Genomic DNA, 24,846 nt, shown 5'->3' with positions numbered 1-24,846 from the left:
CCGACCGATGAGTCCGGGCCGCCGCACCGGTCAACACATCGACAATCCCGGACAAGGCGGAGCGATGAGCACCCTGCGCGCAGTTCTCGAGAAGTACGTCCACGACGGATCGGTCCCCGGCGCCGTGGGCCTGGTGGCGCGCGGCGGACGCGTCGAAGTGGCGGCCGTGGGCGACGCCGGCACGGACGGCGGCGCCCCGATGGCCCGGGACTCGGTCTTCAGGATCGCCTCGCTCACCAAACCGGTCGTCGCCGCCGCGGCCATGCTGCTGATCGAGGACGGGCGGATCGCGCCGGACGACCCGGTCTCGTCCTGGCTGCCCGAGCTGGCGGCGCCCGTCGTCGTCCGCACCCCGGACGGCCCGGTGGACGACGTGGTCCCGGCGACACGCCCCATCACCCTGCTCGACCTCATGACCTCGCGCGCGGGGTACGGATTCCCGTCCGACTTCTCGCTGCCCGCCGCCCGTCTCCTGTTCAGCGAGCTGAAGCAGGGGGCGCCGCAGCCGCGCCGAGTCGCTGCCCCGGATGCCTGGATGGACACGCTCTCGCGCATCCCGCTGCTGGCCCAGCCGGGCCGGGAGTGGCTGTACAACACCTGCTCCGACATCCTGGGCGTGCTCATCGCCCGGGTCGCCGGGCAGCCGCTGCCGGATTTCCTCGCCGAGCGGATCTTCGGCCCCCTCGGCATGAACGACACCGGCTTCATGGTCCCGGCGGAGAAGCTCGACCGCTTCACCGCTCTGTACCGGCCCGGAGCGGACGGCGGAGTGGAGCTGATCGACGTCCCGGCCGGGCAGTGGAGCAGCATGCCGGACTTCCCGTCCGGGGCCGGCGGACTGGTCTCCACCGTGGACGACCTGCACACCTTCGCCCGCATGCTGCTCGGTGAGGGCGCGGTGGAGGGCCGGCGCCTCCTGTCACCCGCCTCCGTACGGCAGATGACGACGGACCACCTGACCCCCGCTCAGCGCGAGGCCAGCGGGCTGTTCACCGAGGGGCAGGGCTGGGGCTTCGGCGGCTCGGTGGACGTCGACACGACCGCCCCGTACAACGTGCCGGGGCGCTACGGCTGGGTGGGTGGCACCGGCACCACGGCACACATCGTCCCGGCCACCGGCACGGCCGCGATCATGCTCAGTCAGGTGGAGATGACCGGCCCCACCCCGCCGCCGCTGATGCGCGACTTCTGGCAGTACGCGGCGGACGCCTGACCGCCCCCGGCGCGCCCCTCAGGCGTCCGCCACCGAGTCGAACCGCACCTCGTCGCGCCCCACGCCCTGCGCGTCCGCGTCCACCGAACGGCGCAGGGCCTCGTGGAGCTTCGCCGGGGTCAGCACCCCGAGGAACCGCGCCCCGTCCAGCACCGCGATCCACCCCGCGTCCCGCTGAAGCATCTCGCTGAACGCCCGCTTCAGCGGCGCCCCCACCGGCACCCACGCGTCCATCCGGCGGGCCAGCTCACCCACCGTGCCCTCGTCCCCGGCGATCCGCAGCGCGTCCGCCGACACCCAGCCGTGCAGCTCGCCCGCCTCGTTCAGCACGACCGCCCAGCGCGCGCCGGCGGCGGCCAGCCGGGCCGCCGCCGCCCCGGCCGGCTCGTCGAGGCGGGCCAGCGGCGGCTGCTCCAGGTCGTCCGGCTCGATCGCGGTGACCGACAGCCGCTTCAGCCCCCGGTCCGCGCCGACGAACTCCGCCACATACGGGGTCGCGGGCGAGCCGAGCACCGCGCCCGGGGTGTCGAACTGCTCGATGCGCCCCTGCCCGTACACCGCGATCCGGTCACCCATCCGGACGGCCTCCTCGATGTCGTGGGTGACCATCAGGACCGTCTTCCTCACCCTCGACTGGAGCTTGAGGAATTCGTTCTGCAACCGCTCGCGCACCACGGGGTCCACCGCACCGAACGGCTCGTCCATCAGGAGCACCGGCGGGTCGGCCGCGAGGGCCCGCGCCACGCCGACGCGCTGGCGCTGGCCGCCGGAGAGCTGCGCCGGGTAGCGGGAGCCGTACACCGACGGATCGAGCCCCACCAGGTCCAGCAGCTCGGCCGCCCGCTCCCGGGCCCTGGACCGCTTCCAGCCCACCAGCGCCGGCACGGTCGCCGTGTTGTCGAGGACCGTCCGGTGCGGGAAGAGCCCCACCTGCTGGATGACGTAGCCGATGCCCCGCCGCAGCTTCACCGGATCGGTCTCCGCGATGTCCCGGCCGTCCACCAGGATGCGGCCCGAGGTCGGTTCGATCAGCCGGTTCACCATCATCATCGTGGTCGTCTTGCCGCAGCCCGAAGGGCCCACCAGGGTGACCAGTTCCCCCTCGGCGACCTCGAAGGACAGCGCGTCGACCGCGGTCGTGCCGTCCGGGTAGACCTTGCCGACCTGTTCGAACCGGATCATGAGAGCACGGTAGGAGCCCGGCGCCCCGGCCGCACACGGGCCGCGACCGTCCGGGGCACACCGGTGTGCTGAACTGTCCGGGAACCGTCCGATCCAGGAGCCCCCTTGAACAGCTACCGGCAGCCCGGTCTCGTCCTCACCGACCACCGCTTCACCGTCCCGCTCGACCACTCCGACCCCGGCGGTGAGCAGATCGAGGTCTTCGGCCGGGAGATCGTGGCCGCGTCCCGGGCCGGCCAGGAGCTGCCCTGGCTGCTGTATCTGGAGGGCGGTCCCGGCTTCGGCGCCCGGCGCTTCACCGGCGCCGAGGCGTGGCTCGGGCGGGCGGTGCGCGAATTCCGGGTGCTCCTGCTCGACCAGCGCGGCACCGGCCTGTCGACCCCGGCCAACCGGCAGACCCTCCCGCTGCGGGGCGGGCCGCGCGAGCAGGCCGACTACCTCGCGCACTTCCGCGCGGACAACATCGTGCGGGACTGCGAGTTCATCCGCCCGCAGCTGACCGGCGGCGCGCCCTGGACCGTGCTCGGCCAGTCCTTCGGCGGCTTCTGCGCCGTCCGCTATCTCTCGTCCGCCCCGGAGGGGCTGGCCACCGTCCTGATCACCGGCGGTCTGCCCTCCCTCGACGCCCACGCGGACGACGTCTACCGGGCCGCGTATCCCCGTATCGAACGGAAGGTCGCCGCGCACTACGCCCGCTACCCACAGGATGTCGAGCGCGCCCGGGAGATCACCGCTCACCTCGCGGAGCACCGCCCCGAGAGCGCCGGGCACCGGCTGACGCCCGAGAGCTTCCAGTCCCTCGGCATCATGCTCGGCGGCGGCAGCGGCAGCCACCAGCTGCACTACCTCCTGGAGAACGCCTTCGTCCGCACCCCGCACGGCACCGAGCTCTCCGACACCTTCCAGGAGGCCATGCGCGCCGCGACCTCCTTCGCCGGGCACCCCCTGTACGCCCTCATGCACGAGGCCATCTACGGCCAGGACGAGCGCCCCACGGACTGGGCCGCCGAGCGGGTCCGCGCCGAGTTCCCGCAGTTCGACGCCGCCACCGCCCTCGCGGGTGACGGACCGGTCCTGTTCACGGGCGAGTCCATCCACCCCTGGCACTTCGAGGTGGACCCCGCGCTGCGCCCGCTGCGCGAGACGGCCGCGCTCCTCGCCGCCCGCACCGACTGGGAGCCGCTGTACGACCCCGCGCGCTTGGCCGCCAACGACGTCCCGGTGGCCGCCGCCGTCTACCACGACGACATGTACGTGGACACCGCCCACGCACTGCGCACCGCCGCCGCGATCCGGGGGCTGCGCACCTGGGTGACCGACGAGTTCGAGCACGACGGGCTGCGCGCGGGCGGGCCCCGCGTGCTGGACCGGCTGCTCGCGCTGGTCCGCGACGAGGGCTGACCCGCGGCGTCCAGGGGCCGGCCGTACGGGACCGGCCCCGCGATGCCTCAGCCCTGGAGGGCGTCCAGCGTCGCGTTCAGGCTCGGCGCCGAGCGCGGCGCGCGGTTGTGCGGGAGCTTCGAGAGGGCCGCCGCCATCCCGCAGGTGTCGGTGACGGCGGAGAAGACGAGACCGGAGCCGACACCGGCGGACAGCCAGCGCGCGGCGGGATACCGGAGGCCCGCCAGCAGCCCGGCCACCACGAGCGAGCCGGCCGCCAGCCGGACCTGGCGCTCCATCGGCCAGGTGGCCCGCGCGCCCTCCGGACGCTCCAGGCCGTGGCCCTCGCTCGCCCAGGCGGAGGTGCCGCCGGTGAGCGTCGCCGCCTCGATGTCGGCCGCCGACAGGAGGTCGCAGGCGCGCGTCGAGCGGTTGCCGGAGGCGCAGACCACGAGCAGCGCGCCGCGGGCGGACGCGGACTTGAGCGCGGGCAGCGCCTCGTCGAGCCGGTCGAGCGGTATGTTCAGCGCCCCCGGTACGTGCCCCGCCGCGTACTCACCGGGTGCGCGTACGTCGATCACGGTGAACTCCGTGAGGCGGGCGGCCGCCTGGGCGGGGGAGAGGGATACGGGGCTGGTCACGAGCTGTGTTCCTTTCGTTCACCGGGGTACGGGACAGGTCTCGCGCTCTCCTGCCCCGGACCGCCAAGGATACCCCCCTGGGTATCGAAGCCCGTCGTGTCACGGGTCTCACCGTCGCCTTGCCCGTTAGCCTGCGGATATGACCGAGCAGCTGAAGCCCATGCCCGAGGACTGGCGGCGCGCGCTCGCCGTGGTCGCGCACCCCGACGACCTGGAGTACGGCTGCGCGGCAGCGGTGGCCGGCTGGACCGATGCCGGCCGCGAGGTCACGTATCTGCTCGCGACCAGGGGCGAGGCCGGTATCGACACCCTCGCACCCGAGAAGTGCGGGCCGTTGCGCGAGCGGGAGCAGCGCGCGAGCGCGGCGGCGGTCGGCGTCTCCCGCGTCGAGTTCCTGGATCACCACGACGGGGTGATCGAGTACGGCGTCCCGCTCCGCCGGGACATCGCGGCGGCCATCCGGCGGTACCGCCCCGAGCTGGTCATCACGCTCAACCACCGCGACACCTGGGGCGGTGTCGCATGGAACACGCCGGACCACCGCGCCGTCGGCCGCGCCACCCTCGACGCGGCGGCCGACGCGGGCAACCGCTGGATCTTCCCGGAGCTGGGGGAGCAGGGCCTCGAACCGTGGGACGGCGTGCGCTGGGTGGCCGTGGCGGGGTCGTCCACGCCCACCCACGCGGTGGACGCGACCGCTGGTCTGGAACGGTCGGTGCAGTCCCTCCTGGCCCACCGCACGTACATCGAAGTCCTCACGGACGAGGACCCCGAGACCTACTGCCGCAGCTTCCTCACCGGCAATGCCGAGGCCGCCGCCGAGCGCTTCGGCGGGCGTCCCGCCGTCACGTTCGAACTCTTCGCCCGGTAGTCGCGCACGGGCCAGTCGGCCGTAAAACCGCAGGTCCGCGCAGTGATGTTGTCCAGACCATTGACATGTCGGCGCCAGGATGTCGCATTCGGTCCCGTTGTGTTGCGCGACTTTGGTGTCTTGAGTGACCGATGGAGGACCTGTGACGCCTCGCCCGCCCCGCATCACCGCTCTCGCCGCCGCGGCGACCCTGCTCGCAGGCGGCATGCTCGCCGCCGGACCGGCCGCCCGGGCGGCCGACGCCCCGCCCGCACCGGCCAGGGCCCGGGACACACCCACGATCACCCCGACCCCGCAGTCCGCCGAGCCCCGCCCCGACCGGGTGACCGTCACCCCCACCGTCACCCTGATCGCCGGGGAGACCGCCGACGGACCCACGCTCGACGTGGTGGAGACGGCCCTGCGCAAGGCGGGCGCCCGGCACGTCGTCCGCGAGCGGCGGCCCGTCCCCGGCCGACTCACCGTGTACGCGGGTGACGCCGCCGCCCTCGCCGCGCAGAAGCTCGACGGGCCCGCCGAACTGCCCGCCGAGGGCTACGTCCTCGGGATCGGCGCCGACCGGATCGTCCTCGCCGGCAAGGACACCACCGGCACCTACTACGCCGCGCAGACCCTGCGCCAGGTCCTGCCGCACCGGGGGCACCCGGGCGGCAAGGTCGCCGGACTCGCCGTGCGCGACTGGCCCGGCACCGCGCTGCGCGGGGTCATCGAGGGCTTCTACGGCACCCCGTGGTCGCACGAGGCCCGCCTCGACCAGCTCGACTACTACGGCGAGCACAAGATGAACATCTACGTGTACTCGCCCAAGGACGACGACTACCTCCGGGCCAAGTGGCGCGACCCGTACCCCGCCGACCGGCTGGCGCAGATCAAGGACCTCGCCGACCGGGCGGCGCTGCGGCACGTCGAGTTCACCTACGCCCTCTCGCCCGGCCTCTCGGTGTGCTACAGCTCCGACGCGGACGTGAAGGCGCTCGTCGACAAGTTCCGGACGATGTGGGACATCGGCGTCCGCACCTTCGCGGTCCCGCTGGACGACATCAGCTACACCGACTGGAACTGCGAAGCCGACAAGGTGAAATGGGGGACCGGCGGTGGCGCGGCGGGCGCCGCCCAGGCCCATCTGCTCAACCGGGTCAACCAGGAGTTCATCGCCACCCACCCCGGCGCCCAGCCGCTCCAGATGGTCCCCACCGAGTACTACAACGTCAGCCCGTCGGCGTACAAGACGGCCCTGTCCGAACAGCTCGATCCCGATGTGCTCGTCGAGTGGACCGGTGTCGGGGTCGTCGCCCCCACCATGACCGTGGCTCAGGCGGACGCCGCCCGGAAGGTGTTCGGCCACCCGATCCTGACCTGGGACAACTACCCGGTCAACGACTACGCCACCGACCGCCTCCTGCTCGGCCCGTTCAACGGCCGAGAAAAGGGCCTCCCGGGGCGCCTGGCCGGCATCACCGCCAACCCGATGATCCAGTCGTACGCGTCGAAGCTCTCGCTGTACACCGTCGCGGACTACTCCTGGAACGACGCCGCCTACGACCCGCGCGAGTCCTGGGGCAAGGGCATCGAGGAGTACGCGGGCGGCGACGCCCGGACCGCGAAGGCGCTGCGGGCCTTCGCGGACGTCAACTACAGCTCCGCGCTCAACACCGCGAAGGCGCCCGAGCTGTCCGCCGCCATCGCCCGCTACTGGGAGTCCGGGGACGCGAGGCGGCTCGACTCCGTCCTGGCCTCGCTGGGCGCGGCCCCCGCCCGGCTGCGTGCGGCCCTCCCGGACCGGGGCTTCATCGCGGACTCCGGCCCCTGGCTCGACGTCACCGAGTCCTGGGCCACCGCCACACGCACCGCCCTGCGCATGGTCGAGGCCGCCCGCGCCGGGAAGGGCGCCCAGGCATGGAAGCTCCGGCAGCAGCTGCCCGCACAGGTGGAGCGCGCCGCCTCGTACACGTACACCGGGCTCGACGGGCGCAAGGTGCCGGTGCTGGTCGGCGACGGGCAGCTGGACGGGTTCACCGACGCCGCAACCGCCGAGTACGACCGGCTGCTCGGCGTGAGCGGCAGGCCCACGGCCTCGACCAGCCTGGGCACGTACCAGAGCAACACCGTCGCCCGGATGCTCGACGGCGACGCCTCCACGTACTTCTGGAGCGACGGCGCGCCCGCGGCCGGGGACCAGCTGACCGTCGACCTCGGCGAGCCCCGGGCCATCGGCTCCGTCACGCTCGCCATGGCCAAGCCGGGCAGCACCGACGACTACCTCCACGAAGGTGTCCTCGAATACTCGGCGGACGGCGAGAGCTGGCAGACGCTCGCGGACTTCTCCGGCGAGCCCGACGTCACGGCGGACCCGCCCGCCGGGACCAAGGCGCGCTATGTGCGGGCCCGGGCCACCGCCGGGCAGAGCAGCTGGGTGGTCGTCCGCGAATTCCAGGTCACGACCACGGACGGCGCGGTCACCGGCAACCCGCCCGCCGCCACCGGCTCCTCGCTCCGCGCGGCGGCCGACGGCGACCCGGGCACCGTGTACCGGGGCGCGCGGGCGGCCGGCAAGGGTGAGGCGCTGGAGGTGGACCTCGTCTCCGCGCGGCCGGTCGGCTCGGTGACGGTGCTGCGGCCGTCCGGCGCCGAAGGCACCGCCGACGTCCAGCTGCGCACGGCGGACGGCACCTGGCACACCGTGGGCGCGCTGCACGGCGCGTACACCGCCGTGGACACCGCCGGGCGCACCGCCGACGCGGTGCGGCTCGCCTGGAAGGCCGGATCGGTCGCGCCCCAGGTCGCCGAGGTGGTGGTGGGCGAGTAGCCCTCGCGTACGGCCGTGCGCCCGGCGCCCCCGCGTCCCTCGCGGACGGGCCGGGCGCACGGCCGTGTTCGGGACCGTTGTTCCGCAGGCTGTTCCCACGGGGACAAGCGACCGCTTAGTATGCGCCGGAGCAGTGGTAATGCCGACAGTGTTGTGGAGGCCCCTCATGCAGGCATGGCGAGTGCACCGGAACGGCGAGCCGAGCGAGGTGATGGAGCTGGAGGAGACGGACCGGCCGGTGCCCGGCGACGGGCAGGTGCTGGTCGAGGTGCTCGCGGCGAACATCAACTTCCCCGACGCGCTGCTCTGCCGCGGCCAGTACCAGGTACGGCCCCCGCTGCCGTTCACCCCGGGCGTCGAGATCTGCGGCCGCACCGAGGACGGGTGCCGGGTGCTCGCGACCCCCGCCCTGCCGCACGGCGGTCTCGCCCAGTACGTCGTCGCCGACGAGGCCGCCCTGCTGGACGCCCCGGAACCGCTGGACGATGCGGAGGCCGCGGCCCTGCACATCGGCTACCAGACCGGCTGGTTCGGGCTCCACCGGCGCGCACGGCTCAAGGCGGGGGAGACCCTGCTCGTGCACGCCGCCGCGGGCGGGGTGGGCAGCGCCGCCGTCCAGCTCGGCAAGGCCGCCGGTGCCACGGTCATCGGCGTCGTCGGCGGACCGGAGAAGGCGAAGACCGCCGCCGCGCTCGGCTGCGACCTGGTCATCGACCGGCGCACCGAGGACATCGTCGCCGCGGTCAAGGAGTTCACCGGCGGCCGGGGCGCCGACGTCGTCTACGACCCGGTCGGCGGCGACGCGTACGCCAAGTCCGTGAAGTGCATCGCCTTCGAGGGGCGCATCGTCGTCGTCGGCTTCGCCTCCGGCACCATTCCCACCCCCGGGCTCGACCACGCCCTCGTGAAGAACTACTCCGTCCTCGGCCTCCACTGGGGCCTCTACAACACCAAGGACCCGCAGGCCGTACGCGACTGCCACCGGGAGCTGACCCGGCTCGCCGCCGAAGGCGTCATCAAGCCGCTGATCAGCGAGCGCGTCCCGATGCGCGAGGCGGCGGCCGCCGTCCAGCGCGTCGCCGACGGCACCAGCACCGGCCGCATCGTCGTCCTCCCGTCAGGAGCCGCCCGATGACCGCACCCGACGCCGCCGAACTGCGCCGCCGCACCCGCGAACTGCTCGCCGCGCACCCTCCGGCCACCACCGGGCGCACCGACTTCCTGAAGGCGCGCTTCGACGCCGGACTCGCCTGGGTGCACTACCCGGCCGGGCTCGGCGGCCTGGACGCCCCGCGCTCCCTCCAGCCCGTGGTCGACGCCGAACTCGCCGCCGCGAACGCGCCCGACAACGACCCGCGCCGCATCGGTATCGGCCTCGGCATGGCCGCCCCGACCATCCTCGGCTTCGGCACCGACGAGCAGAAGCAGCGGTTCCTGCGGCCCCTGTGGGTGGGGGAGGAGGTCTGGTGCCAGCTCTTCAGCGAACCGGGCGCGGGCTCCGACCTCGCCGCCCTCGGCACGCGCGCCGTGCGCGACGGCGAGGACTGGGTGGTCGACGGGCAGAAGGTGTGGACCTCCAGCGCCCATCTCGCGCGCTGGGCGATTCTCATCGCCCGCACCGACCCCGACCTGCCCAAGCACCGCGGCATCAGCTACTTCATCTGCGACATGACCGACCCCGGCGTCGAGGTCCGGCCGCTCCGTCAGATCACCGGCGAGGCCGAGTTCAACGAGGTCTTCCTCACCGGAGTGCGCATCCCCGACAGCCACCGGCTCGGGCCCGTCGGTGAGGGCTGGAAGGTCGCCCAGACCACCCTCATGAACGAGCGCGTCTCCATCGGCGGCTCCCGCACCCCCCGCGAGGGCGGCATGATCGGCCCGGTCGCCAGGACCTGGCGCGAACGGCCCGAGCTGCGCACCCACGACCTGCACCAGCGCCTGCTCACGCTGTGGGTCGAGGCGGAGGTCGCCCGGCTCACCGGTGAACGCCTGCGCCAGCAACTCGTCGCAGGCCAGCCGGGGCCCGAGGGCTCCGGCATGAAGCTCGCCTTCGCCCGCCTCAACCAGGAGATCAGCGGCCTCGAAGTCGAACTCCTCGGCGACGAGGGCCTGCTGTACGGCGACTGGACCATGCGGCGGCCCGAACTGGTCGACTTCACCGGCCGCGACGCGGGCTACCGCTACCTCCGCTCCAAGGGCAACTCCATCGAGGGCGGTACGAGCGAGGTGCTGCTCAACATCGTCGCCGAGCGCGTACTCGGTCTGCCCTCCGAGCCCCGCAACGACAAGGACGTCGCCTGGAAGGACCTCTCCCGATGACCGCACAGCCCGAAGCCGGCCAGGCCCCCGACCTCCTCTACTCGGAGACCGAGGAGGACCTGCGCGCCGCCGTCCGCTCCCTGCTGGCGGACCGCGCCGACGCGCCGTCGGTGATCGCCCGCACCGAGTCCGACACGCCGTACGACCCGCAGCTGTGGAAGGCGCTCGCCACCGGCATCGGCGCCGCCGGCCTCCTCGTGCCCGAGGAGCTGGGCGGCCAGGGCGCCACGCACCGCGAGGCCGCCGTCGTCCTGGAGGAGCTGGGCCGCAGCGTCGCGGCCGCGCCGTTCCTGACCAGCTCCGTCGTCGCCACCGAGACGCTGCTCGCGCTCGGCGCGCAGGGCGGGCCGACTGCGGAACTGCTCTCCGGGCTCGCCGAGGGGCGGCAGGTCGCGGTGGTGGCCGTGCCGTTCGCGGCCTCTTCGGCCGACGCGGCGGGCGGGTACGCCTCGGCGGTGAACGCCTCACTGGGTGGGACGCTGGGCCCGGTGGCCGACGCGGCCGTGGCCGACGTGCTCCTGGTCCCCACCGCCGACGGGCTGTACGCCGTCGCCACCGACGCGCCCGGGGTGCGCGTCGAACCGCTCGTCGCGCTCGACCTCACCCGCCCCCTCGCCACCGTCACGCTCGACGGCGCCGCCGGAACCCGCCTCGCGGACGCCGGGGCCGGACGGCGCGCGGTGGACCGCGGGCTGCTCGCCGGTGCCGGGCTGCTCGCCTCCGAACAGCTGGGACTCGCCGAGTGGTGCCTCACCGAGACGGTGCGACACACCCGGGAGCGCCACCAGTTCAACCGCCCCATCGGCTCCTTCCAGGCGCTCAAGCACCGCATGGCGCAGCTCTGGCTGGAGGTGGTCTCGGCCCGGGCCGCCGCGCGGAACGCCGCCGATGCCCTGGCTACGGGCAGCCCCGACGCGCCGTTGGCCGTGGCCGTCGCACAGGCGTACTGCTCGAAGGTCGCGGTCCACGCCGCCGAGGAGTGCGTGCAGTTGCACGGCGGGATCGGGATGACGTGGGAGCACCCCGCGCACCTGTACCTGAAGCGGGCCAAGGCCGACGCCACCGCGTACGGCACGGCGGGACGCCACCGGGACACCGTCGCCGCGCTCATGGAGCTGCCGGCGCCCTGAGGTTTCGCCGCAGGGGGCGCGGGAACACCCCGCGCCTCCCTCAGCGATCCGCTCCTCTTCCCCGCTCAGGCGGCCTCGACCCAAGCCCTACCCGTTTGGCGGACACGCCGATGCGCCGGACGGCCCGCGGGCTGCGCCACACTGACGCCGAATGCCGCAAATCAGGCGCGGCGGAGGAGGTTGGCCATGGCAATTTCGATCTCAGTGGTGCTGCTTCTGCTGATTCTCGCGGTGGTCTTCCTCCGCAACGGCGGAATGAAGCTGTCGCACGCGCTGGTGTGCGGAATGCTCGGATTCCTTCTCGCGGGCACCAGCATGGCCCCCACGATCCAGGACGGCATCACGGCCACCGCCGACGTGGTCAGCGGCATCCGCCCCTGACCGCTCGCACGGCACACCTCGGTGACCGGTCCCGTATCCGTACGGGCCCGGTCACCGGTCATTCGGAGCCCGCAGCCTGTTCGGGGTCGAGTCGGAGTACGGGGACGGTCGCCGCCGAGCCCTGCCGGACCGCCTCCACGGCGGCCGCGTGCAGGGCGCGGCTCGCCTCCTCCGACGGACAGGGCACGGGGCTGCCCGCCATGGTGAACCAGTCGGCCGCGTCGGTGTACTGCACGGTGATCTGCGCCGTGCCCTCGGCCCAAGTGGTGTGGATGGTCAGGTCACCGGACAGCGGCCCGACCTCCTCGGTGAGCACGCCGCCGTGCCCCGAATACACTCCGCGTGTTGTCCAGGACGCCCAGGTCATGCTTTCAGGCTCGCACCAAAGCCGCCGGATCGCGACCCGCGTGACCAGGGAATTCGGACCGTCGTCGCATCTTCGCCCGGCGTGCACGAAATCCCCTCGAACCCCGGCGACACGCGGGACCGGGACGGGATGGCGGTCGATCGGGTGACACTGCCCGGTCATTCCACATGCCGGAGCCGCGCGGCGGTTAAGCATGCGGGCATGACATGTGACTCCCCCTCCAAGAACACCGGATTCCTCCGTGCCCACCGCGTACGCGCCGCGGGTGTCGCCTGCGTCGTGCTCAGCGCGGCCCTGCTGACCGGCTGCGGCCAGGACAGCGGCAGCACCTCCGCGAGCACGAAGACCTCGGAGGCGGCCCGCGCCGTGCCCGAGGCGACGACGAGCCCGTCCCCCACCGGGAGCGAGAGTGCCTCGCCGGGCCAGATGACGGAGGACCAGCAGGAACGCAAGGACCTGATCTCCGCCACCAAGGTCACCTATGACAAGGCCATCACCACGGCCGAGGGCGAGGTCAAGGGCGGCAAGCTCGTCGATCTCGAACTCAAGACCGCCGAGGACGCCGCAGACGACGACGAGAGCGCCAGCCCCTCTCCGACGGGCAGCCCCTCGCCCACCGGCAGCCCCTCGCCGACGGGCAGCGCCGCGGCCGGCGCCCCGCAGTGGGTCGCGACCGTCGCCGCCAAGACCGGGACCAAGCACAAGGTCCACATCGACGCGGTCTCCGGCAAGGTCCTCAGCTCGTCCGAGGACGCCGACCAGAGCACCTCGGACAAGGCCAAGACGGCCAAGCGGACCACCCAGGCCAAGCAGACCCCGCAGCAGGCGGCGAAGGCCGCCCTCGCGAAGCAGCAGGGTACGGTGACCGCCCTCGACCTGGACGACAACGACCAGGGCACGCTCGTCTGGAAGACCGACGTCGTGACGAAGGACTGGAAGAAGACGACCTTCGACATCGACGCGTCCAACGGCTCGGTCACCCACCAGGAGACCGACAACGACTGAGCACCCCCCGCTCCCGGCGCCCCCGGTCCGCACGGACCGGGGGCGCCGGCGTTCAGACGGACCGCACGGGCTCCTGCTCGCCCGCCGAGTCCGGCGAGGCGAACTGCGTCCGGTACAGCTCCTCGTACCGGCCCCCCGCCGCCAGCAGCGCGGTGTGCGTCCCCCGCTCCACCACCCGGCCCTCCTCGACGACCAGGATCAGATCCGCGGCCCGCACCGTGGACAGCCGGTGCGCGATCACCAGGGCGGTGCGCCCCTCGAGCGCCTCGGCCAGGGCCTCCTGCACGACCGCCTCGGAGGTGGAGTCGAGGTGCGCGGTCGCCTCGTCCAGGATGACCACCCGCTGCCGGGCCAGCAGCAGCCGGGCGATCGTCAGCCGCTGGCGCTCACCGCCGGAGAGCCGGTAGCCGCGCTCGCCCACGACCGTGTCGAGCCCGTCCGGCAGCGAGGCCACCAGGCCGTCGAGCCGGGAGCGCCGCAGCGCGTCCCAGATCTCGTCCTCGGTGGCGGCGGGCCTGGCCAGCAGAAGGTTGGCGCGCACCGAATCGTGGAAGAGGTGCCCGTCCTGGGTGACCATGCCGAGCGTGTCCCGGATCGAGTCGGCGGTCAGATCGCGTACATCGACGCCGTTGAGCCGTACCGCGCCCTCATCGGTGTCGTACAACCGGGGCAGCAGCTGGGCGATCGTCGACTTCCCGGCGCCCGACGAGCCGACCAGGGCGACCATCTGGCCGGGCTCGGCCCGGAACGAGACCTCGTGCAGCACCCGCGTACCGCCCCGGGAGTCCAGCGTCGCGACCTCCTCCAGCGAGGCGAGCGACACCTTGTCGGCCGACGGATAGCCGAAGGAGACCCCGTCGAACTCCACGGACACCGGCCCCTCGGGCACCGTACGGGCGTCCGGCCTCTCGGCGATCAGCGGCTTCAGGTCCAGGATCTCGAAGACCCGCTCGAAGCTCACCAGCGCGCTCATCACCTCGACCCGGGCACCGGCCAGCGCCGTCAGCGGGGCGTACAGCCGGGTGAGCAGCAGCGCCAGCGTCACGACCGCGCCCGGCTCCAGGCTGCCGCGCAGTGCGTAGTAGCCGCCCAGCCCGTAGACGAGGGCCAGGGCCAGCGCGGACACCAGGGTCAGCGCCGTGATGAACGTGGACTGCGCCATCGCCGTACGGATGCCGATGTCCCGCACGCGCCCCGCCCGCGCCGCGAACTCGGCGGACTCGTCGGCGGGCCGGCCGAAGAGCTTCACCAGGGTCGCGCCCGGCGCCGAGAACCGTTCGGTCATCTGCGTGCTCATCGCCGCGTTGTGCGCGGCCGCCTCACGCTGCATGCGCGCCATCCGCGAGCCCATCCGCCGGGCCGGCACGACGAACACCGGCAGCAGCACGAGCGCGAGCAGCGTGATCTGCCAGGAGATCGTCAGCATCACCGCGAGCGTCAGCACCAACGTCACCACATTGGAGACCACCCCGGACAGAGTGTTGCTGAACGCCCGCTGCGCGCCGATCACATCGTTGTTCAGCCGGCTCACCAGCGCCCCCGTCCGGGTCCGGGTGAAGAAGGCCACCGGCATCCGCTGCACATGGTCGAAGACCGCCGACCGCAGATCCAGGATCAGCCCCTCACCCAGCGTGGCCGACAGCAGCCGGGTGAGCAGTCCGAGCCCGGCCTCCGCCACGGCGATCACCGCGATCAGCAGGGCGAGACGGACGACCGTGCCGCTCTCCTTTCCCTGGTCGATCGCGTCGATCACCCGGCCCGCCAGCACCGGCGTCGCCACGGCCAGCAGCGCCGTGATCACGCTCAGCAGCAGAAAGCGGTAGAGCTGCCGTCGGCGGGGCCGGGCGAACGAGGCGATCCGGCGCACGGTGGCCCGGGAGAAGGGGCGGCGGTCCGCTTGCGCGTTGATCGTGCTGTGCAGCGACGACCACGCGGTGACTTCCATGCTCATACGGGTGCCTCCGGGGCAGAACGGATCGGTACGGCCCCGGCGGCCGGTGCGGACCGGGGGTGTGGAAGGAACGCTAGAAGCTCAAGCGAGCTTGAGGTCAAACGTGCGGTGCCCCGTGCGGGCCCGGCATCGGACCTGCGTAGAATCGGCCCCTGTTTCCGGCCGGACCACGGCAGACACGACCGATTGAGGCAGTACGACGTGAGTTTCACAGACAGTTCCGACGCACCCATCTACGCCGGTCTCGTGGAGGAGCACGGGGATGTGATGGCAGAGGTGCGCCGGGTGGCTGAAGAGACCATGCGGGAGGCCGACCGCGCCATCGACTTCAGCGATATCCGCAGGTCACCGGCGTACCGCTAGCCCACGAACCGTCCCGCCCCGGGCGTACGCCCGAGCGCTTCCGCACCCGCCGGTGCCCCCGGCCGGCCCGCGCCGACGGCCCGTCCGTCCTACCCGTCCGGCACATTCCGGTGGTGGTACGGGGATGTCTCGGACTGCGGACCCGGCTCTCCCGTCGGAGCATGGAACGAACAGGCGCCGACGACTTCGGGACGAAGGGAAGCCGGATGGGTGGTGAACGGCATGAGCCACCGACCGACGCGTTCGAGGCCGAGCTGGACCAGATCGAGGCGCTGAACCGGTTGCAGGCGCCGGGCCCCGACCCGGCGCTCCCCCGGGACCCGACCGGGGGACCCGGGGCGAGGGCACACCGGAAGAGGCCAGGCGCCGCGACTCGCTGCTGCTCTCGGCCGGACACGCGGTGGCCGCCGCCGACACCCTCGACGAGGCCCTGAGACTCGCCGCCGGCCTCTACGCCCCAGATTTCCCGCTGGACGGCCAGTGCGTCTTCGGCGTCGCCGAAGGCAACCTCACCGCTCTCGGACAGTACGGATTCCGGCCCGGTGGTGCGGGCCGCGGCTTCCGCATGCCCATGAACACCGGTTACCCGGCCGCCGAGGTGGCCCGCACCGGGCGCGCCGTCTACCTGGGGTCCACGGAGGAGTACCGCCGCCGCTTCCCGGCCACCTGGCACCTGTCCGCGCGCAAGGGCCGCGAGGCGTGGGCCTTCCTGCCGCTGGTGACCGCCGGCCGGGTCGTCGGGGTCTGGCTGGCGGCCTTCCGCACCCCCTGGACTTCACGGCGAGCGAGCGCGCCCTGCTCACCGTCACCGGACGCATGATCGCCCAGGTCCTCGAACGCGCCCGGGCGAGCCGCGCCGAACTGGAACTCTCCCGGGGACTGCGCCGCAGCATGCACACCGCTGGCGCGGCCCTGACCGGGCTCAGCGTCGCCACCCGCTACGTGCCGACCGGCGGCGGCCTCATGGTCGGCGGCGACTGGTACGACAGCATCGACCTGCCGAACGGCCGGATGGCCGTGGTGATCGGCGACGTCCAGGGCCACGACGTGCACGCTGCGGGGCTCATGGCCCAGCTGCGTACCGCTGTGCACGCGTACGCGGCCGAGGGGCACGGGCCCGACGCCGTCCTGGCACGCGCCTCCCGCTTCCTGACCACCCTGGACGAGGACCGCTTCGCGACCTGCCTGTACATCGAGGCCGACCCGTCCACCGGCGATCTGCACATCGCCCGCGCGGGCCACCCGCACCCCGTCCTGCGCATGCCGGACGGCACCTGCATGCTCAAGCACGTCAGCGGCGGGCTGCCGCTCGGGCTGATGCCCGGCGAGGAGGACTACCCCATCGACACCGTGCGCCTGCACGAGGGCGAGATCCTCATGCTGTGCACCGACGGGTTCATCGAGAACGGCGGCCACGACATGTACACCGGCTGGGTACGGGTGCGCGACGCGTTCTCGCCCGGCCCCGCCGACGACCTCGAGGGCATCGCCGACCGGCTCATGGCGGCCGTCCTCGACCCCGGCCCCGGCTCCCGGGAGGAGGCAGTCGCCCGCGACGGCGACGACATCGCCCTCCTGCTGCTGCGCCGCGACGCCATCCACGCCCGCGCCGAGGTCAGCCAGCGCCGGCTGATGCTCACCGTCGGCCAGGACCAGGGCGAGGGGCTGGCCGAGGCCCGCGCGGAGCTGAAGGCGCTGCTGCACGACTGGGCGCGCCCGGACCAGGTGGACACCGCCGTGCTCCTGGCCACCGAACTCCTGGGCAACGTCCTCGTGCACACCGACCAGGACGGCGCCCTCAACGCCACCGTCTCCGGGGAGACCGGCACCCGCCGGCTGCTGGTCGAGGTCATGGACCGCGGCGACGAACTGCCCCACCAGCGCACCCCCGGCGAGCTCGCCTCCTCGGGCCGCGGCCTGCTCCTGCTGGACATCCTGGCCGACCAGTGGGGCGTACGGCCCGAGCCGGAGGGGAAGACCGCCTGGTTCGCGCTGAACGAGGCCGCCCCGGCCGACGGCGGAGACATCCCGAGCATCTGAGACCGGGGCCCGGCTGGACAGGTCAGACGCTGTCGGCCGGCCGCTGCGCGAGCACCGCGCCAAGGAGCAGCCCGACGCCGATCGCGGTGACGAGGGTGACCAGCTCCGTGAGGTCGCGGAAGCCCTCGATCGCGTACCCGCCCGCCAGCGCCGTCAGTCCGCGCATCCCCAGCGAGCCCACCGTCAGCGTGAAGAAGCCCGGCAGCACCAGGACCAGCCGGGGCGGGCGCCCCGGACGGCGGGCCAGCCAGGTCGTGACCGCGCCGAGCACGACCGCCGCCGTGAACGTGCCGCCCACGTCGCCGAGCAGCTTCGTGAACCCCGTCTGCACGCCCACCGTCAGATACACGAGCACCAGGAGCATGCCCAGCAGCCGGGCGGGTACGGCGAAGGCCAGCAGGGCGCCCACGGTGAAGACGATCCAGCTCGCGAACAGCACCCAGCGCGGCAGGTCCGCCCCGGCCGCCACGTCGAACAGGTCCTGCCGCGGCCGGCCCGTGATGACCAGCCCCAGGATCACGCCCACATAGAGCTGGACCAGGAGCGCGACCGCGTACACCAGGCGCACGGCACCGGTCGTGAGGTGTCCGGCGGCCAGCTCGGCCGCTGCCGCGCTGAGGTAGTCACCGGGGACGAAGAAGAACAGCGCCGGAAGCATCAGCAGCACCGGCCCGCCGTGCGCGGGGGAGCGGGCGAACACCTCGAGCGCGAGCAGGGACACGGTCACCGCCGCGACCAGCGGCAGCACCTTCGCCAGCCGGGGCAGCCGGTCCGCCGCGACGGCCAGGCACGCCGAGAGCGTGGCGAGGACCGCCGTGCTCCCGACCTCGTACCAGGTCGGCTGCATCAGCGGCGCGAAGCCCACCGAGAACAGCACCACGCCCAGAAGCTTCGCCCACCAGGGGTACGGGGGAGCGGCGCGGGTGATCGTCGCGAGCCGGGCGCTCGCCCCGCGTACGTCCAGCCGGCCCGCCGTCACCTCGTCCAGGAGCGGCTTGAGCGCCACCACCCGGTCCATCCGGAAGACTTCCGGGAAGCCGCGCACCACGATGGCCGAACTGCGGCCGTGCGAGGTCACGGCGACCGTGGCGGCGTCGGGCAGCACCGCCACCGACGCGGTGCCGCCGAGGCCGCGGGCCGCCGCGGTGACGGACCGCTCGACCTGCTCCGCCCCCTCGCCGCTCGTCCCCAGCAGGAGCCGGGTCAGCCCGTCGAGGAAGCCGACGAGGGCGTCGTGCCCGTCGGCTTCCTCGACGGGCTCCGTTCCCGTCACCGCGTTCAGCGCGGCGCGCGGGCGAAGGCGTGGAGGAAGAGGGCCTCCACCTGGGCCATGTGCTCGATCTCCGTCGGGTCGACGCTCTCGTTGGGCGCGTGGATGAGGCACCGCGGCTCCTCGACGCCCATCAGGATGATCTCGGCCGACGGGCAGACCTCCGCGAGGACGTTGCAGAGCGGGATGGACCCGCCCTGGCCGAGGTACGCCATCGGCTTGCCGTACACCGTCCGCATCGCCTCGCCGAGCGCGCGGTACGCCGGACCGTCCGTCGCCGCGCGGAACGGCGCGCCGGACTGCTCCGGCTCCACCCCGACCCGTACGCCCCAGGGGGCAGCCCAGGTCAGATGGTCCGTCAGCGCGCGCCGGGCGGCGTCCGCGTCGGTGCCCGGCGGAATGCGCAGGCTCACCCGGGCCCGGGCGGTGGGCGGGACCGAGGCGGAGGAGCCCACCACGGGCGGGCAGTCGATGCCGAGGACGGTGACGGCCGGGCGGGCCCACAGCAGATCGGACACCGAGCCGGTGCCCGTGCCGGTGAGGGGCACGCCGTCGAGGACGCCCGCGTCCTCGCGGAACTGGTCCTCCTCGTAGCGCGCCCCCTCCCAGCTGCCCGAGGCGTCCAGGCCGCGTACGCGGGTGGCCCCGGTTTCGGGGTCGCGCAGGGTGGAAAGCAGCTGGATCAGCGCGGCCAGCGCGTCGGGGGCCGGGCCGCCGAACATCCCGGAGTGCACCTCGCCGGCCAGGGTGTCGACGGTGACCACGACGTTCACCACACCGCGCAGGGACGTGGTGGCGGTGCCCACGCCGACGGCCGCGTTCCCCGTGTCGCAGATCAGGAGGGCGTCGGCGGCGAACTCCTCGGGATGCGCGGCCGCGTACGCTTCGAGGCCGCCGGTGCCCTGTTCCTCCGAGCCCTCGGCGACGAACCTCAGCCCGACGGGGATGTCGTCGCCGAGCGCGCGCAGGGCGGTGAGGTGCATGACGATGTTGCCCTTGCAGTCGGCCGTGCCCCGCCCGTACCAGCGGCCGTCGCGCTCGGTCAGCGTGAAGGGCGGTGTGGTCCACGCGTCGTCGTCCAGCGGGGGCTGCACGTCGTAGTGGCAGTAGAGCAGTACGGTCGGCGCGCCGGGCGGGGGCGGGCGGTGCCCGATGACCGCGTTGCTGCCGTCCGGGGTCTTCGCGAGGCGTACGTCCTGGAGGCCGGCCTCGGTGAAGGCGTCGGCCACCCACTGCGCGGCCCGCTCGCACTCCTCGGGCGGGTACTGCCGGGGGTCGGCCACCGAGGGGATGGAGACCAGTTCGGTCAGGTCCGTCCGTGCGCGGGACATCAGGCCGGAGACGCGTCCGGCGAGTTCGTCGGTGGCCATCAGCGCCTCACTGTGTTCTCGGTCTTGAGGTCGGCGATCTTGTCCTCGATCTCGTCCAGCTTGTCCGGGCAGTAGATCTCGAGGATCTTCGCCTCCGCCCGGATCGTCTCCGTGTCGCCGATCACGGGGCGCATGCCGGGGCCGGTGGCGCCGTTGGAGATGTTCATCTTCCACAGCGCCGACTTGAGCGAGGAGCCGGGCTTCTCGCACACCTGGCCGCCGTCGTCGCCCAGCGTGCGCTTGATGGTGCCCACATCGGGCCGGGGATAGCCGGCCGCCTCGGCGGCGTCGGCCAGTTGCTCGGCCTTCTCCGTCGCCTTGTTGTTCGTCCTGACCTTCTCGTACCGGATGATGCCGACGACCACGAGCGCCACCAGGAGGACGATCGCGCCGATGTAGAGCCAGCGGTGCTCGGAGGCGAAGCGGGTCGGGCTCATGACGCGGCCTCCTCACCGGCCGCAGCCGTGCGCCAGCCGGGTTTGCGCAGTTTCAGGAACAGCCACGGGATCAGCAGCCCGAGGACGACGAGCCCGCCGCCGACGATGGCCACGTACACGCCGACGCTGCCGCCGCCGAACTGGGAGGGCGGCACGAAGCCGATGGCCAGGGCCGCGAGCGAGGCCAGCAGGCCGACCCCGCACAGCAGGCCGAGAGCGGGGACGCGGTAGCCGCGCGGGTGGTCCGGCTGGGTCTTTCGCAGCCGTACGGCCGCCACGAACATCAGCAGGTAGACGATGAGGTACACCTGCGTCGTGATGGTGGAGAAGATCCAGTAGACGCTCGACACGTTCGGGATCAGCGCGTACAGCAGCGCGATGACGGTGGTGACGATGCCCTGTGTGACCAGGATGTTCTGCTGGATGCCGTTCTTGTTGAGCCGCTGGAGATAGGGCGGCAGATAGCCCTCGCTGCGGGAGATCTCCAGCAGGCCCTTGGACGGCCCGGCCAGCCACGTCAGCATCCCGCCGAGCGCCGCCGACACCAGCATCACCGCGGCGATCGGCGTCATCCAGCCGACGTGGAAGTGCGCGAAGAACGCGTCGAACGCCTGCATCACACCGGCCGTCAGGCTCAGCTGGCTGGAGGGCACCACCCAGCTGATCGCGAGCGCCGGCAGGATGAAGATCAGCAGCACCAGACCCATCGCCAGGAACATCGACTTCGGGTACTCCTTCGCCGGATCGCGCAGCGACGAGACGTGCACGGCGTTCATCTCCATGCCGGAGTACGACAGGAAGTTGTTGACGATGAGCACCAGGCTGGCGAGCCCCGTCCACTGAGGGAGCAGATGCGCCGAGGTCATCGGTGCGGCGGAGCCGTTCCCCTGTCCGAGGAAGACGATGCCGAGCACGACCAGCACCGTGCCGGGGACCAGCGTGCCGATGACGAGCCCCAGGAGGACAGGCCCGCCAGGGCCTTGGTGCCCCGGGACGAGACCCAGACGCCGGTCCAGTAGAGCACCATGATCACGATCGCGGTGTACAGGCCGTTGGACGCGAGCGAGGGATCGATGACGTACGCGATCGTGGACGCCACGAACGCCAGGAGGCTCGGGTAGTAGAAGATCGTCATCGCGAACTGGCACCACACGGCGAGGAATCCGAGCGGCTTGGACAGCCCCTCGCTCACCCAGCGGTAGACGCCGCCGGGCCAGCCCGAGGCCAGCTCGGCCGAGACGAGCGCGGTCGGCAGCAGGAACACGACGGCCGGCAGGAGATAGAGGAAGACGCAGGCCAGCCCGTAGACCGCCATCGTCGGTGCGGCCCGCAGGCTCGCCACCGACGCCGTGGTCATCAGCGCGAGCGTCAGCCAGCTGATCCTCGGAGCCGCCGGCCGGTCTCTGGCGGCGGTGCGTGCCGAGTCCTTCGGCAGATCCGCCGGCATGTCCATCGCGCTCATCTGTACCTCCGGTCGCGACGCCACAGGTGTGTCCGGGACGCCAGCCTTGGCCGGTTCGGGCCCGTCCGCGCGCGGGGTCACCCGAACGGGTGGCCGATGCGGTGTTTGTCGGCGGCCGCCGCAGTGAAGTGGGCGTGCCGCAACCGTTGACAGCTCTCCCGGGAACTGGCTTCATGAGCAACGCCCTTGGGAGCGCTCCCACGCCTCCGGGGTCACGCACGCACCCCCGCACACCCGGCACCCCCACCGACGTGACGAAGGGAAAGTCCGTTGCGCTCGCTCACCCTCACCGCCCCGCGAAGGCGGTCCCGAAGACCAGGCCCACTCGGAGCCGTCGCCCTGGCACTCGCCGTCGGCGCCGGCCTGCTGCTGCCGCTGTCCCTGCCGGCCGGCGCGGCGGCCGCCCCCGCGTTCGATTACGGCGAGGCGCTGCAGAAGTCCGTCCTCTTCTACGAGGCCCAGCAGTCCGGAAAGCTGCCCGACACCAACCGCGTCTCCTGGCGCGGCGACTCCGCCCTGGACGACGGCAAGGACGCCGGCCTGGACCTGACAGGCGGCTGGTACGACGCCGGGGACCATGTGAAGTTCGGCCTCCCCATGGCCTACTCGGCCACCATGCTCGCCTGGGGCGGTACGGAGCAGAGGGCGGCGTACCAGGCGTCGGGCCAGCTGCCCTACCTGCGCAACAATCTGCGCTTCGTGGACGACTACCTCCTGAAGGCCCACCCCTCGCCCAACGTGCTGTACGGGCAGGTCGGCAACGGCGGCGACGACCACAAATGGTGGGGCCCCGCCGAGGTGATGCCCATGAAGCGCCCGGCGTACAAGATCGACGCCTCCTGCCCCGGCAGCGACCTGGCCGGCCAGACCGCCGCGGCCCTGGCCTCCTCCTCGATGGTCTTCTCCGACAGCGACCCGGCGTACGCGGCGAAGCTGATCACCCACGCGAAGCAGCTGTACACCTTCGCCGACACCTACCGGGGCAAGTACAGCGACTGCATCACCGACGCGCAGAGTTACTACAACTCCTGGAGCGGGTACAACGACGAACTCGTCTGGGGCGCCATCTGGTTGTACAAGGCGACCGGCGACACCACGTACCTCGCCAAGGCCGAGGCGTACTACGACAACCTCTCCACCGAGCCGCAGACCACCACCCGGTCCTACCGCTGGACGCTCTCCTGGGACGACACCTCCTACGGGGCCTACGTGCTGCTCGCCCAGCTGACGGGCAAGCAGAAGTACGTCGACGACGCGAACCGCTGGCTGGACTGGTGGACGGTCGGCGTCAACGGGCAGCGGGTGCCCTACTCACCCGGCGGCCAAGCCGTGCTGGACAGCTGGGGTTCCCTCAGATACGCCGCCAACACCGCCTTCGCCGCGCTGAGCTATTCCGACTGGCTGACCGGCGACGCCACCCGCAAGGCGCGCTACCACGACTTCGCGGTCCGCCAGATCGACTATGCGCTGGGCGACAACCCGCGCGGATCGAGCTACGTCGTCGGCTTCGGCGAGAACCCGCCGACCAAGCCGCACCACCGCACGGCCCACGGCTCGTGGACCGACCAGATGAACAACCCGGTGGAGAGCCGGCACACGTTGTACGGGGCGCTGGTGGGCGGTCCGAGCGCACCCAACGACTCGTACACCGACGACCGCGGCAACTACGTCAACAACGAGGTCGCCACCGACTACAACGCCGCCTTCACCGGAGCGCTGGCCCGGCTCTACGCGGAGTACGGCGGAGCCCCGCTCACCGGCTTCCCGCAGCCGGAGGAGCCGGACGGGCCGGAGATGTCCGTCCAGGCGTCGGTGAACGCGGCCGGAGCGAACTTCACCGAGATCAAGGCGTACCTGATCAACCGCTCCGCGTGGCCCGCCCGCGCGCTCACCGACGCCTCGGTCCGTTACTACTTCACGCTGGAGCCCGGCGTCGCACCCCGCGACATCAGCTTCACCACCAACTACAACCAGTGCGGCAAGGTGACGGGCCCGACGCATCTGGAGGGCGACGTCTACTACGCGACGGTGGACTGCTCGGGTACGGACATCGCACCGGCAGGCCAGTCCGCGTACCGCAAGGAAGTGCAGTTCCGGATCAGCTCGGCCGGCGCCTGGGACCCTGCGAACGACTGGTCCTACCCGTCGACGGCGACGACCCCGGGCGGCACGCCGGTCGACGCCCCGCACATGGTGCTCCTCGACGGGTCGGCGCCCCAGTGGGGGAGCGCACCGGACGGCACGGACCCCGGTCCGGACCCCGACCCCTCGACGACCCCCGACCCGACGACCACCCCCGATCCCACTCCGACGCCCGACCCGACGGACACGCCGGATCCCGAACCGGGGGCCTGCGATGTCACCTACCGGGTCAGCCAGGCGTGGGGCACTGGTTTCACCGCCGATGTGACGGTGAAGAACACCGGCTCGACGCCGCTGGACGGCTGGCAGCTGGCCTTCGACTTCCGGGGCGCCGAGAGCGTCAGCAACGCGTGGAACGCCACCGCCACGCAGAGCGGCACCCGGGTCACGGTCAAGAACGCCGGCCACAACGGCTCCGTCCCGGCGGGCGGCAGCGCCTCGTTCGGCTTCCAGGCGAACGGCGCGCCGGCGGCCGACCCGGACACCTTCACGCTCAACGGGAAGGAGTGCGACTGA

At 72.6% G+C, this 24,846-nt stretch carries 20 protein-coding genes and 1 pseudogene; 13 read left to right on the top strand and 8 right to left on the bottom strand.

Translation table 11 applies throughout. From position 1 onward, the window contains the following. The first annotated feature begins 64 nt into the window (after positions 1-64). Positions 65-1,213 carry a serine hydrolase domain-containing protein gene (locus NEH16_RS01480; RefSeq protein ID WP_265538568.1) on the top strand — a complete coding sequence of 383 codons (1,149 nt, stop codon included), beginning with the start codon at positions 65-67 and terminating at the stop codon, positions 1,211-1,213. An 18-nt stretch (positions 1,214-1,231) separates the two neighbouring features. On the opposite strand, the gene NEH16_RS01475 is transcribed toward NEH16_RS01480, so the two are convergent. Beyond that, positions 1,232-2,395, bottom strand: coding sequence for an ABC transporter ATP-binding protein (locus tag NEH16_RS01475; RefSeq protein WP_265538567.1), 1,164 nt, complete (start codon positions 2,393-2,395; stop codon positions 1,232-1,234). A gap of 105 nt (positions 2,396-2,500) precedes the next feature. On the opposite strand from NEH16_RS01475, the gene NEH16_RS01470 reads away from it, so the two are divergent. Further along, on the top strand, positions 2,501-3,796 hold the full coding sequence (locus NEH16_RS01470) for an alpha/beta fold hydrolase (protein ID WP_265538566.1): 1,296 nt from the start codon (positions 2,501-2,503) through the stop codon (positions 3,794-3,796). Positions 3,797-3,843: 47 nt separating this feature from the next. Here the strand turns inward: NEH16_RS01470 and NEH16_RS01465 are convergent, their stop codons facing one another. Then, the gene (locus NEH16_RS01465; protein ID WP_265538565.1) at positions 3,844-4,416 is read right to left on the bottom strand and encodes a rhodanese-like domain-containing protein; all 573 of its coding nucleotides are present in this window, start codon (positions 4,414-4,416) and stop codon (positions 3,844-3,846) included. Between the two features lie 139 nt (positions 4,417-4,555). Between NEH16_RS01465 and NEH16_RS01460 the strand changes: the two genes are divergently transcribed. The 6 genes from NEH16_RS01460 (at position 4,556) to NEH16_RS01435 (ending at position 11,923) form a co-directional block, all read left to right on the top strand. Continuing rightward, positions 4,556-5,287, top strand: a complete 732-nt coding sequence (locus NEH16_RS01460; protein WP_265538564.1) for a PIG-L deacetylase family protein — start codon at positions 4,556-4,558, stop codon at positions 5,285-5,287. Between the two features lie 142 nt (positions 5,288-5,429). Then, entirely contained in the window at positions 5,430-8,093 is a 2,664-nt protein-coding gene (locus NEH16_RS01455) for a beta-N-acetylglucosaminidase domain-containing protein (protein WP_265538563.1), read from the top strand. A gap of 166 nt (positions 8,094-8,259) precedes the next feature. Next, complete coding sequence (locus NEH16_RS01450; protein ID WP_265538562.1) at positions 8,260-9,228, top strand: NADPH:quinone oxidoreductase family protein; 969 nt, start codon at positions 8,260-8,262, stop codon at positions 9,226-9,228. Further along, entirely contained in the window at positions 9,225-10,412 is a 1,188-nt protein-coding gene (locus NEH16_RS01445; protein ID WP_265538561.1) for an acyl-CoA dehydrogenase family protein, read from the top strand. Before NEH16_RS01450 ends, NEH16_RS01445 begins: the two co-directional genes overlap by 4 nt. Then, positions 10,409-11,542, top strand: a complete 1,134-nt coding sequence (locus NEH16_RS01440) for an acyl-CoA dehydrogenase family protein (RefSeq protein WP_265538560.1) — start codon at positions 10,409-10,411, stop codon at positions 11,540-11,542. Before NEH16_RS01445 ends, NEH16_RS01440 begins: the two co-directional genes overlap by 4 nt. Before the next feature lie 186 nt (positions 11,543-11,728). Then, on the top strand, positions 11,729-11,923 hold the full coding sequence (locus NEH16_RS01435; RefSeq protein ID WP_026171777.1) for a hypothetical protein: 195 nt from the start codon (positions 11,729-11,731) through the stop codon (positions 11,921-11,923). A 58-nt stretch (positions 11,924-11,981) separates the two neighbouring features. Here the strand turns inward: NEH16_RS01435 and NEH16_RS01430 are convergent, their stop codons facing one another. Then, positions 11,982-12,290, bottom strand: coding sequence for a hypothetical protein (locus NEH16_RS01430; protein WP_265538559.1), 309 nt, complete (start codon positions 12,288-12,290; stop codon positions 11,982-11,984). 201 nt (positions 12,291-12,491) lie between these two features. Here NEH16_RS01430 and NEH16_RS01425 point away from each other — a divergent pair, with 201 nt between their 5' ends. Beyond that, the gene (locus tag NEH16_RS01425; protein WP_265538558.1) at positions 12,492-13,295 is read left to right on the top strand and encodes a PepSY domain-containing protein; all 804 of its coding nucleotides are present in this window, start codon (positions 12,492-12,494) and stop codon (positions 13,293-13,295) included. 52 nt (positions 13,296-13,347) lie between these two features. Here the strand turns inward: NEH16_RS01425 and NEH16_RS01420 are convergent, their stop codons facing one another. Beyond that, the gene (locus tag NEH16_RS01420) at positions 13,348-15,246 is read right to left on the bottom strand and encodes an ABC transporter ATP-binding protein (RefSeq protein ID WP_265538557.1); all 1,899 of its coding nucleotides are present in this window, start codon (positions 15,244-15,246) and stop codon (positions 13,348-13,350) included. A 201-nt stretch (positions 15,247-15,447) separates the two neighbouring features. Here NEH16_RS01420 and NEH16_RS01415 point away from each other — a divergent pair, with 201 nt between their 5' ends. The 3 genes from NEH16_RS01415 (at position 15,448) to NEH16_RS01405 (ending at position 17,649) form a co-directional block, all read left to right on the top strand. Continuing rightward, on the top strand, positions 15,448-15,609 hold the full coding sequence (locus NEH16_RS01415; protein ID WP_164629374.1) for a hypothetical protein: 162 nt from the start codon (positions 15,448-15,450) through the stop codon (positions 15,607-15,609). A 400-nt stretch (positions 15,610-16,009) separates the two neighbouring features. After that, on the top strand, positions 16,010-16,429 hold the full coding sequence (locus NEH16_RS01410) for a GAF domain-containing protein (protein WP_265538556.1): 420 nt from the start codon (positions 16,010-16,012) through the stop codon (positions 16,427-16,429). Beyond that, positions 16,426-17,649 (top strand): ATP-binding SpoIIE family protein phosphatase, encoded by a 1,224-nt coding sequence (locus tag NEH16_RS01405; protein WP_265538555.1) that lies wholly within the window; start codon positions 16,426-16,428, stop codon positions 17,647-17,649. Before NEH16_RS01410 ends, NEH16_RS01405 begins: the two co-directional genes overlap by 4 nt. 22 nt (positions 17,650-17,671) lie before the next feature. Here the strand turns inward: NEH16_RS01405 and NEH16_RS01400 are convergent, their stop codons facing one another. The 4 genes and pseudogenes from NEH16_RS01400 to NEH16_RS01385 all read right to left on the bottom strand — a co-directional run bounded on the left by NEH16_RS01400 (position 17,672) and on the right by NEH16_RS01385 (position 22,188). Then, the gene (locus NEH16_RS01400; RefSeq protein WP_265538554.1) at positions 17,672-18,922 is read right to left on the bottom strand and encodes a threonine/serine ThrE exporter family protein; all 1,251 of its coding nucleotides are present in this window, start codon (positions 18,920-18,922) and stop codon (positions 17,672-17,674) included. A gap of 5 nt (positions 18,923-18,927) precedes the next feature. After that, positions 18,928-20,289: a dipeptidase gene (locus NEH16_RS01395; RefSeq protein ID WP_265538553.1), complete on the bottom strand. Its 1,362-nt coding sequence runs from the start codon at positions 20,287-20,289 to the stop codon at positions 18,928-18,930. Continuing rightward, entirely contained in the window at positions 20,289-20,726 is a 438-nt protein-coding gene (locus NEH16_RS01390) for a hypothetical protein (RefSeq protein WP_073967045.1), read from the bottom strand. The genes NEH16_RS01395 and NEH16_RS01390 overlap by 1 nt, the downstream gene beginning before the upstream one ends. After that, positions 20,723-22,188 (bottom strand): annotated as a pseudogene (locus tag NEH16_RS01385) (APC family permease). The gene NEH16_RS01390 and the pseudogene NEH16_RS01385 overlap by 4 nt, the downstream one beginning before the upstream one ends. A 270-nt stretch (positions 22,189-22,458) precedes the next feature. Between NEH16_RS01385 and NEH16_RS01380 the strand changes: the two are divergent. Further along, positions 22,459-24,846: a glycoside hydrolase family 9 protein gene (locus NEH16_RS01380; protein ID WP_265538552.1), complete on the top strand. Its 2,388-nt coding sequence runs from the start codon at positions 22,459-22,461 to the stop codon at positions 24,844-24,846.

It is taken from the genome of Streptomyces drozdowiczii, assembly GCF_026167665.1.
GTDB classification, from domain to species: domain Bacteria; phylum Actinomycetota; class Actinomycetes; order Streptomycetales; family Streptomycetaceae; genus Streptomyces; species Streptomyces drozdowiczii_A.
This window is presented reverse-complemented; position numbering and strand designations above follow the sequence as displayed.

Excerpts from the sequence above, each read along its gene's own strand:
- NEH16_RS01480 (WP_265538568.1), top strand. The coding sequence starts at position 65 with ATGAGCACCCTGCGCGCAGTTCTCGAGAAGTACGTCCACGACGGATCG.
- NEH16_RS01475 (WP_265538567.1), bottom strand. The coding sequence starts at position 2,395 with ATGATCCGGTTCGAACAGGTCGGCAAGGTCTACCCGGACGGCACGACC.
- NEH16_RS01460 (WP_265538564.1), top strand. The coding sequence starts at position 4,556 with ATGACCGAGCAGCTGAAGCCCATGCCCGAGGACTGGCGGCGCGCGCTC.
- NEH16_RS01450 (WP_265538562.1), top strand. The coding sequence starts at position 8,260 with ATGCAGGCATGGCGAGTGCACCGGAACGGCGAGCCGAGCGAGGTGATG.
- NEH16_RS01445 (WP_265538561.1), top strand. The coding sequence starts at position 9,225 with ATGACCGCACCCGACGCCGCCGAACTGCGCCGCCGCACCCGCGAACTG.
- NEH16_RS01440 (WP_265538560.1), top strand. The coding sequence starts at position 10,409 with ATGACCGCACAGCCCGAAGCCGGCCAGGCCCCCGACCTCCTCTACTCG.
- NEH16_RS01435 (WP_026171777.1), top strand. The coding sequence starts at position 11,729 with ATGGCAATTTCGATCTCAGTGGTGCTGCTTCTGCTGATTCTCGCGGTG.
- NEH16_RS01430 (WP_265538559.1), bottom strand. The coding sequence starts at position 12,290 with ATGACCTGGGCGTCCTGGACAACACGCGGAGTGTATTCGGGGCACGGC.
- NEH16_RS01425 (WP_265538558.1), top strand. The coding sequence starts at position 12,492 with ATGACATGTGACTCCCCCTCCAAGAACACCGGATTCCTCCGTGCCCAC.
- NEH16_RS01420 (WP_265538557.1), bottom strand. The coding sequence starts at position 15,246 with ATGAGCATGGAAGTCACCGCGTGGTCGTCGCTGCACAGCACGATCAAC.
- NEH16_RS01405 (WP_265538555.1), top strand. The coding sequence starts at position 16,426 with ATGATCGCCCAGGTCCTCGAACGCGCCCGGGCGAGCCGCGCCGAACTG.
- NEH16_RS01395 (WP_265538553.1), bottom strand. The coding sequence starts at position 20,289 with ATGGCCACCGACGAACTCGCCGGACGCGTCTCCGGCCTGATGTCCCGC.
- NEH16_RS01390 (WP_073967045.1), bottom strand. The coding sequence starts at position 20,726 with ATGAGCCCGACCCGCTTCGCCTCCGAGCACCGCTGGCTCTACATCGGC.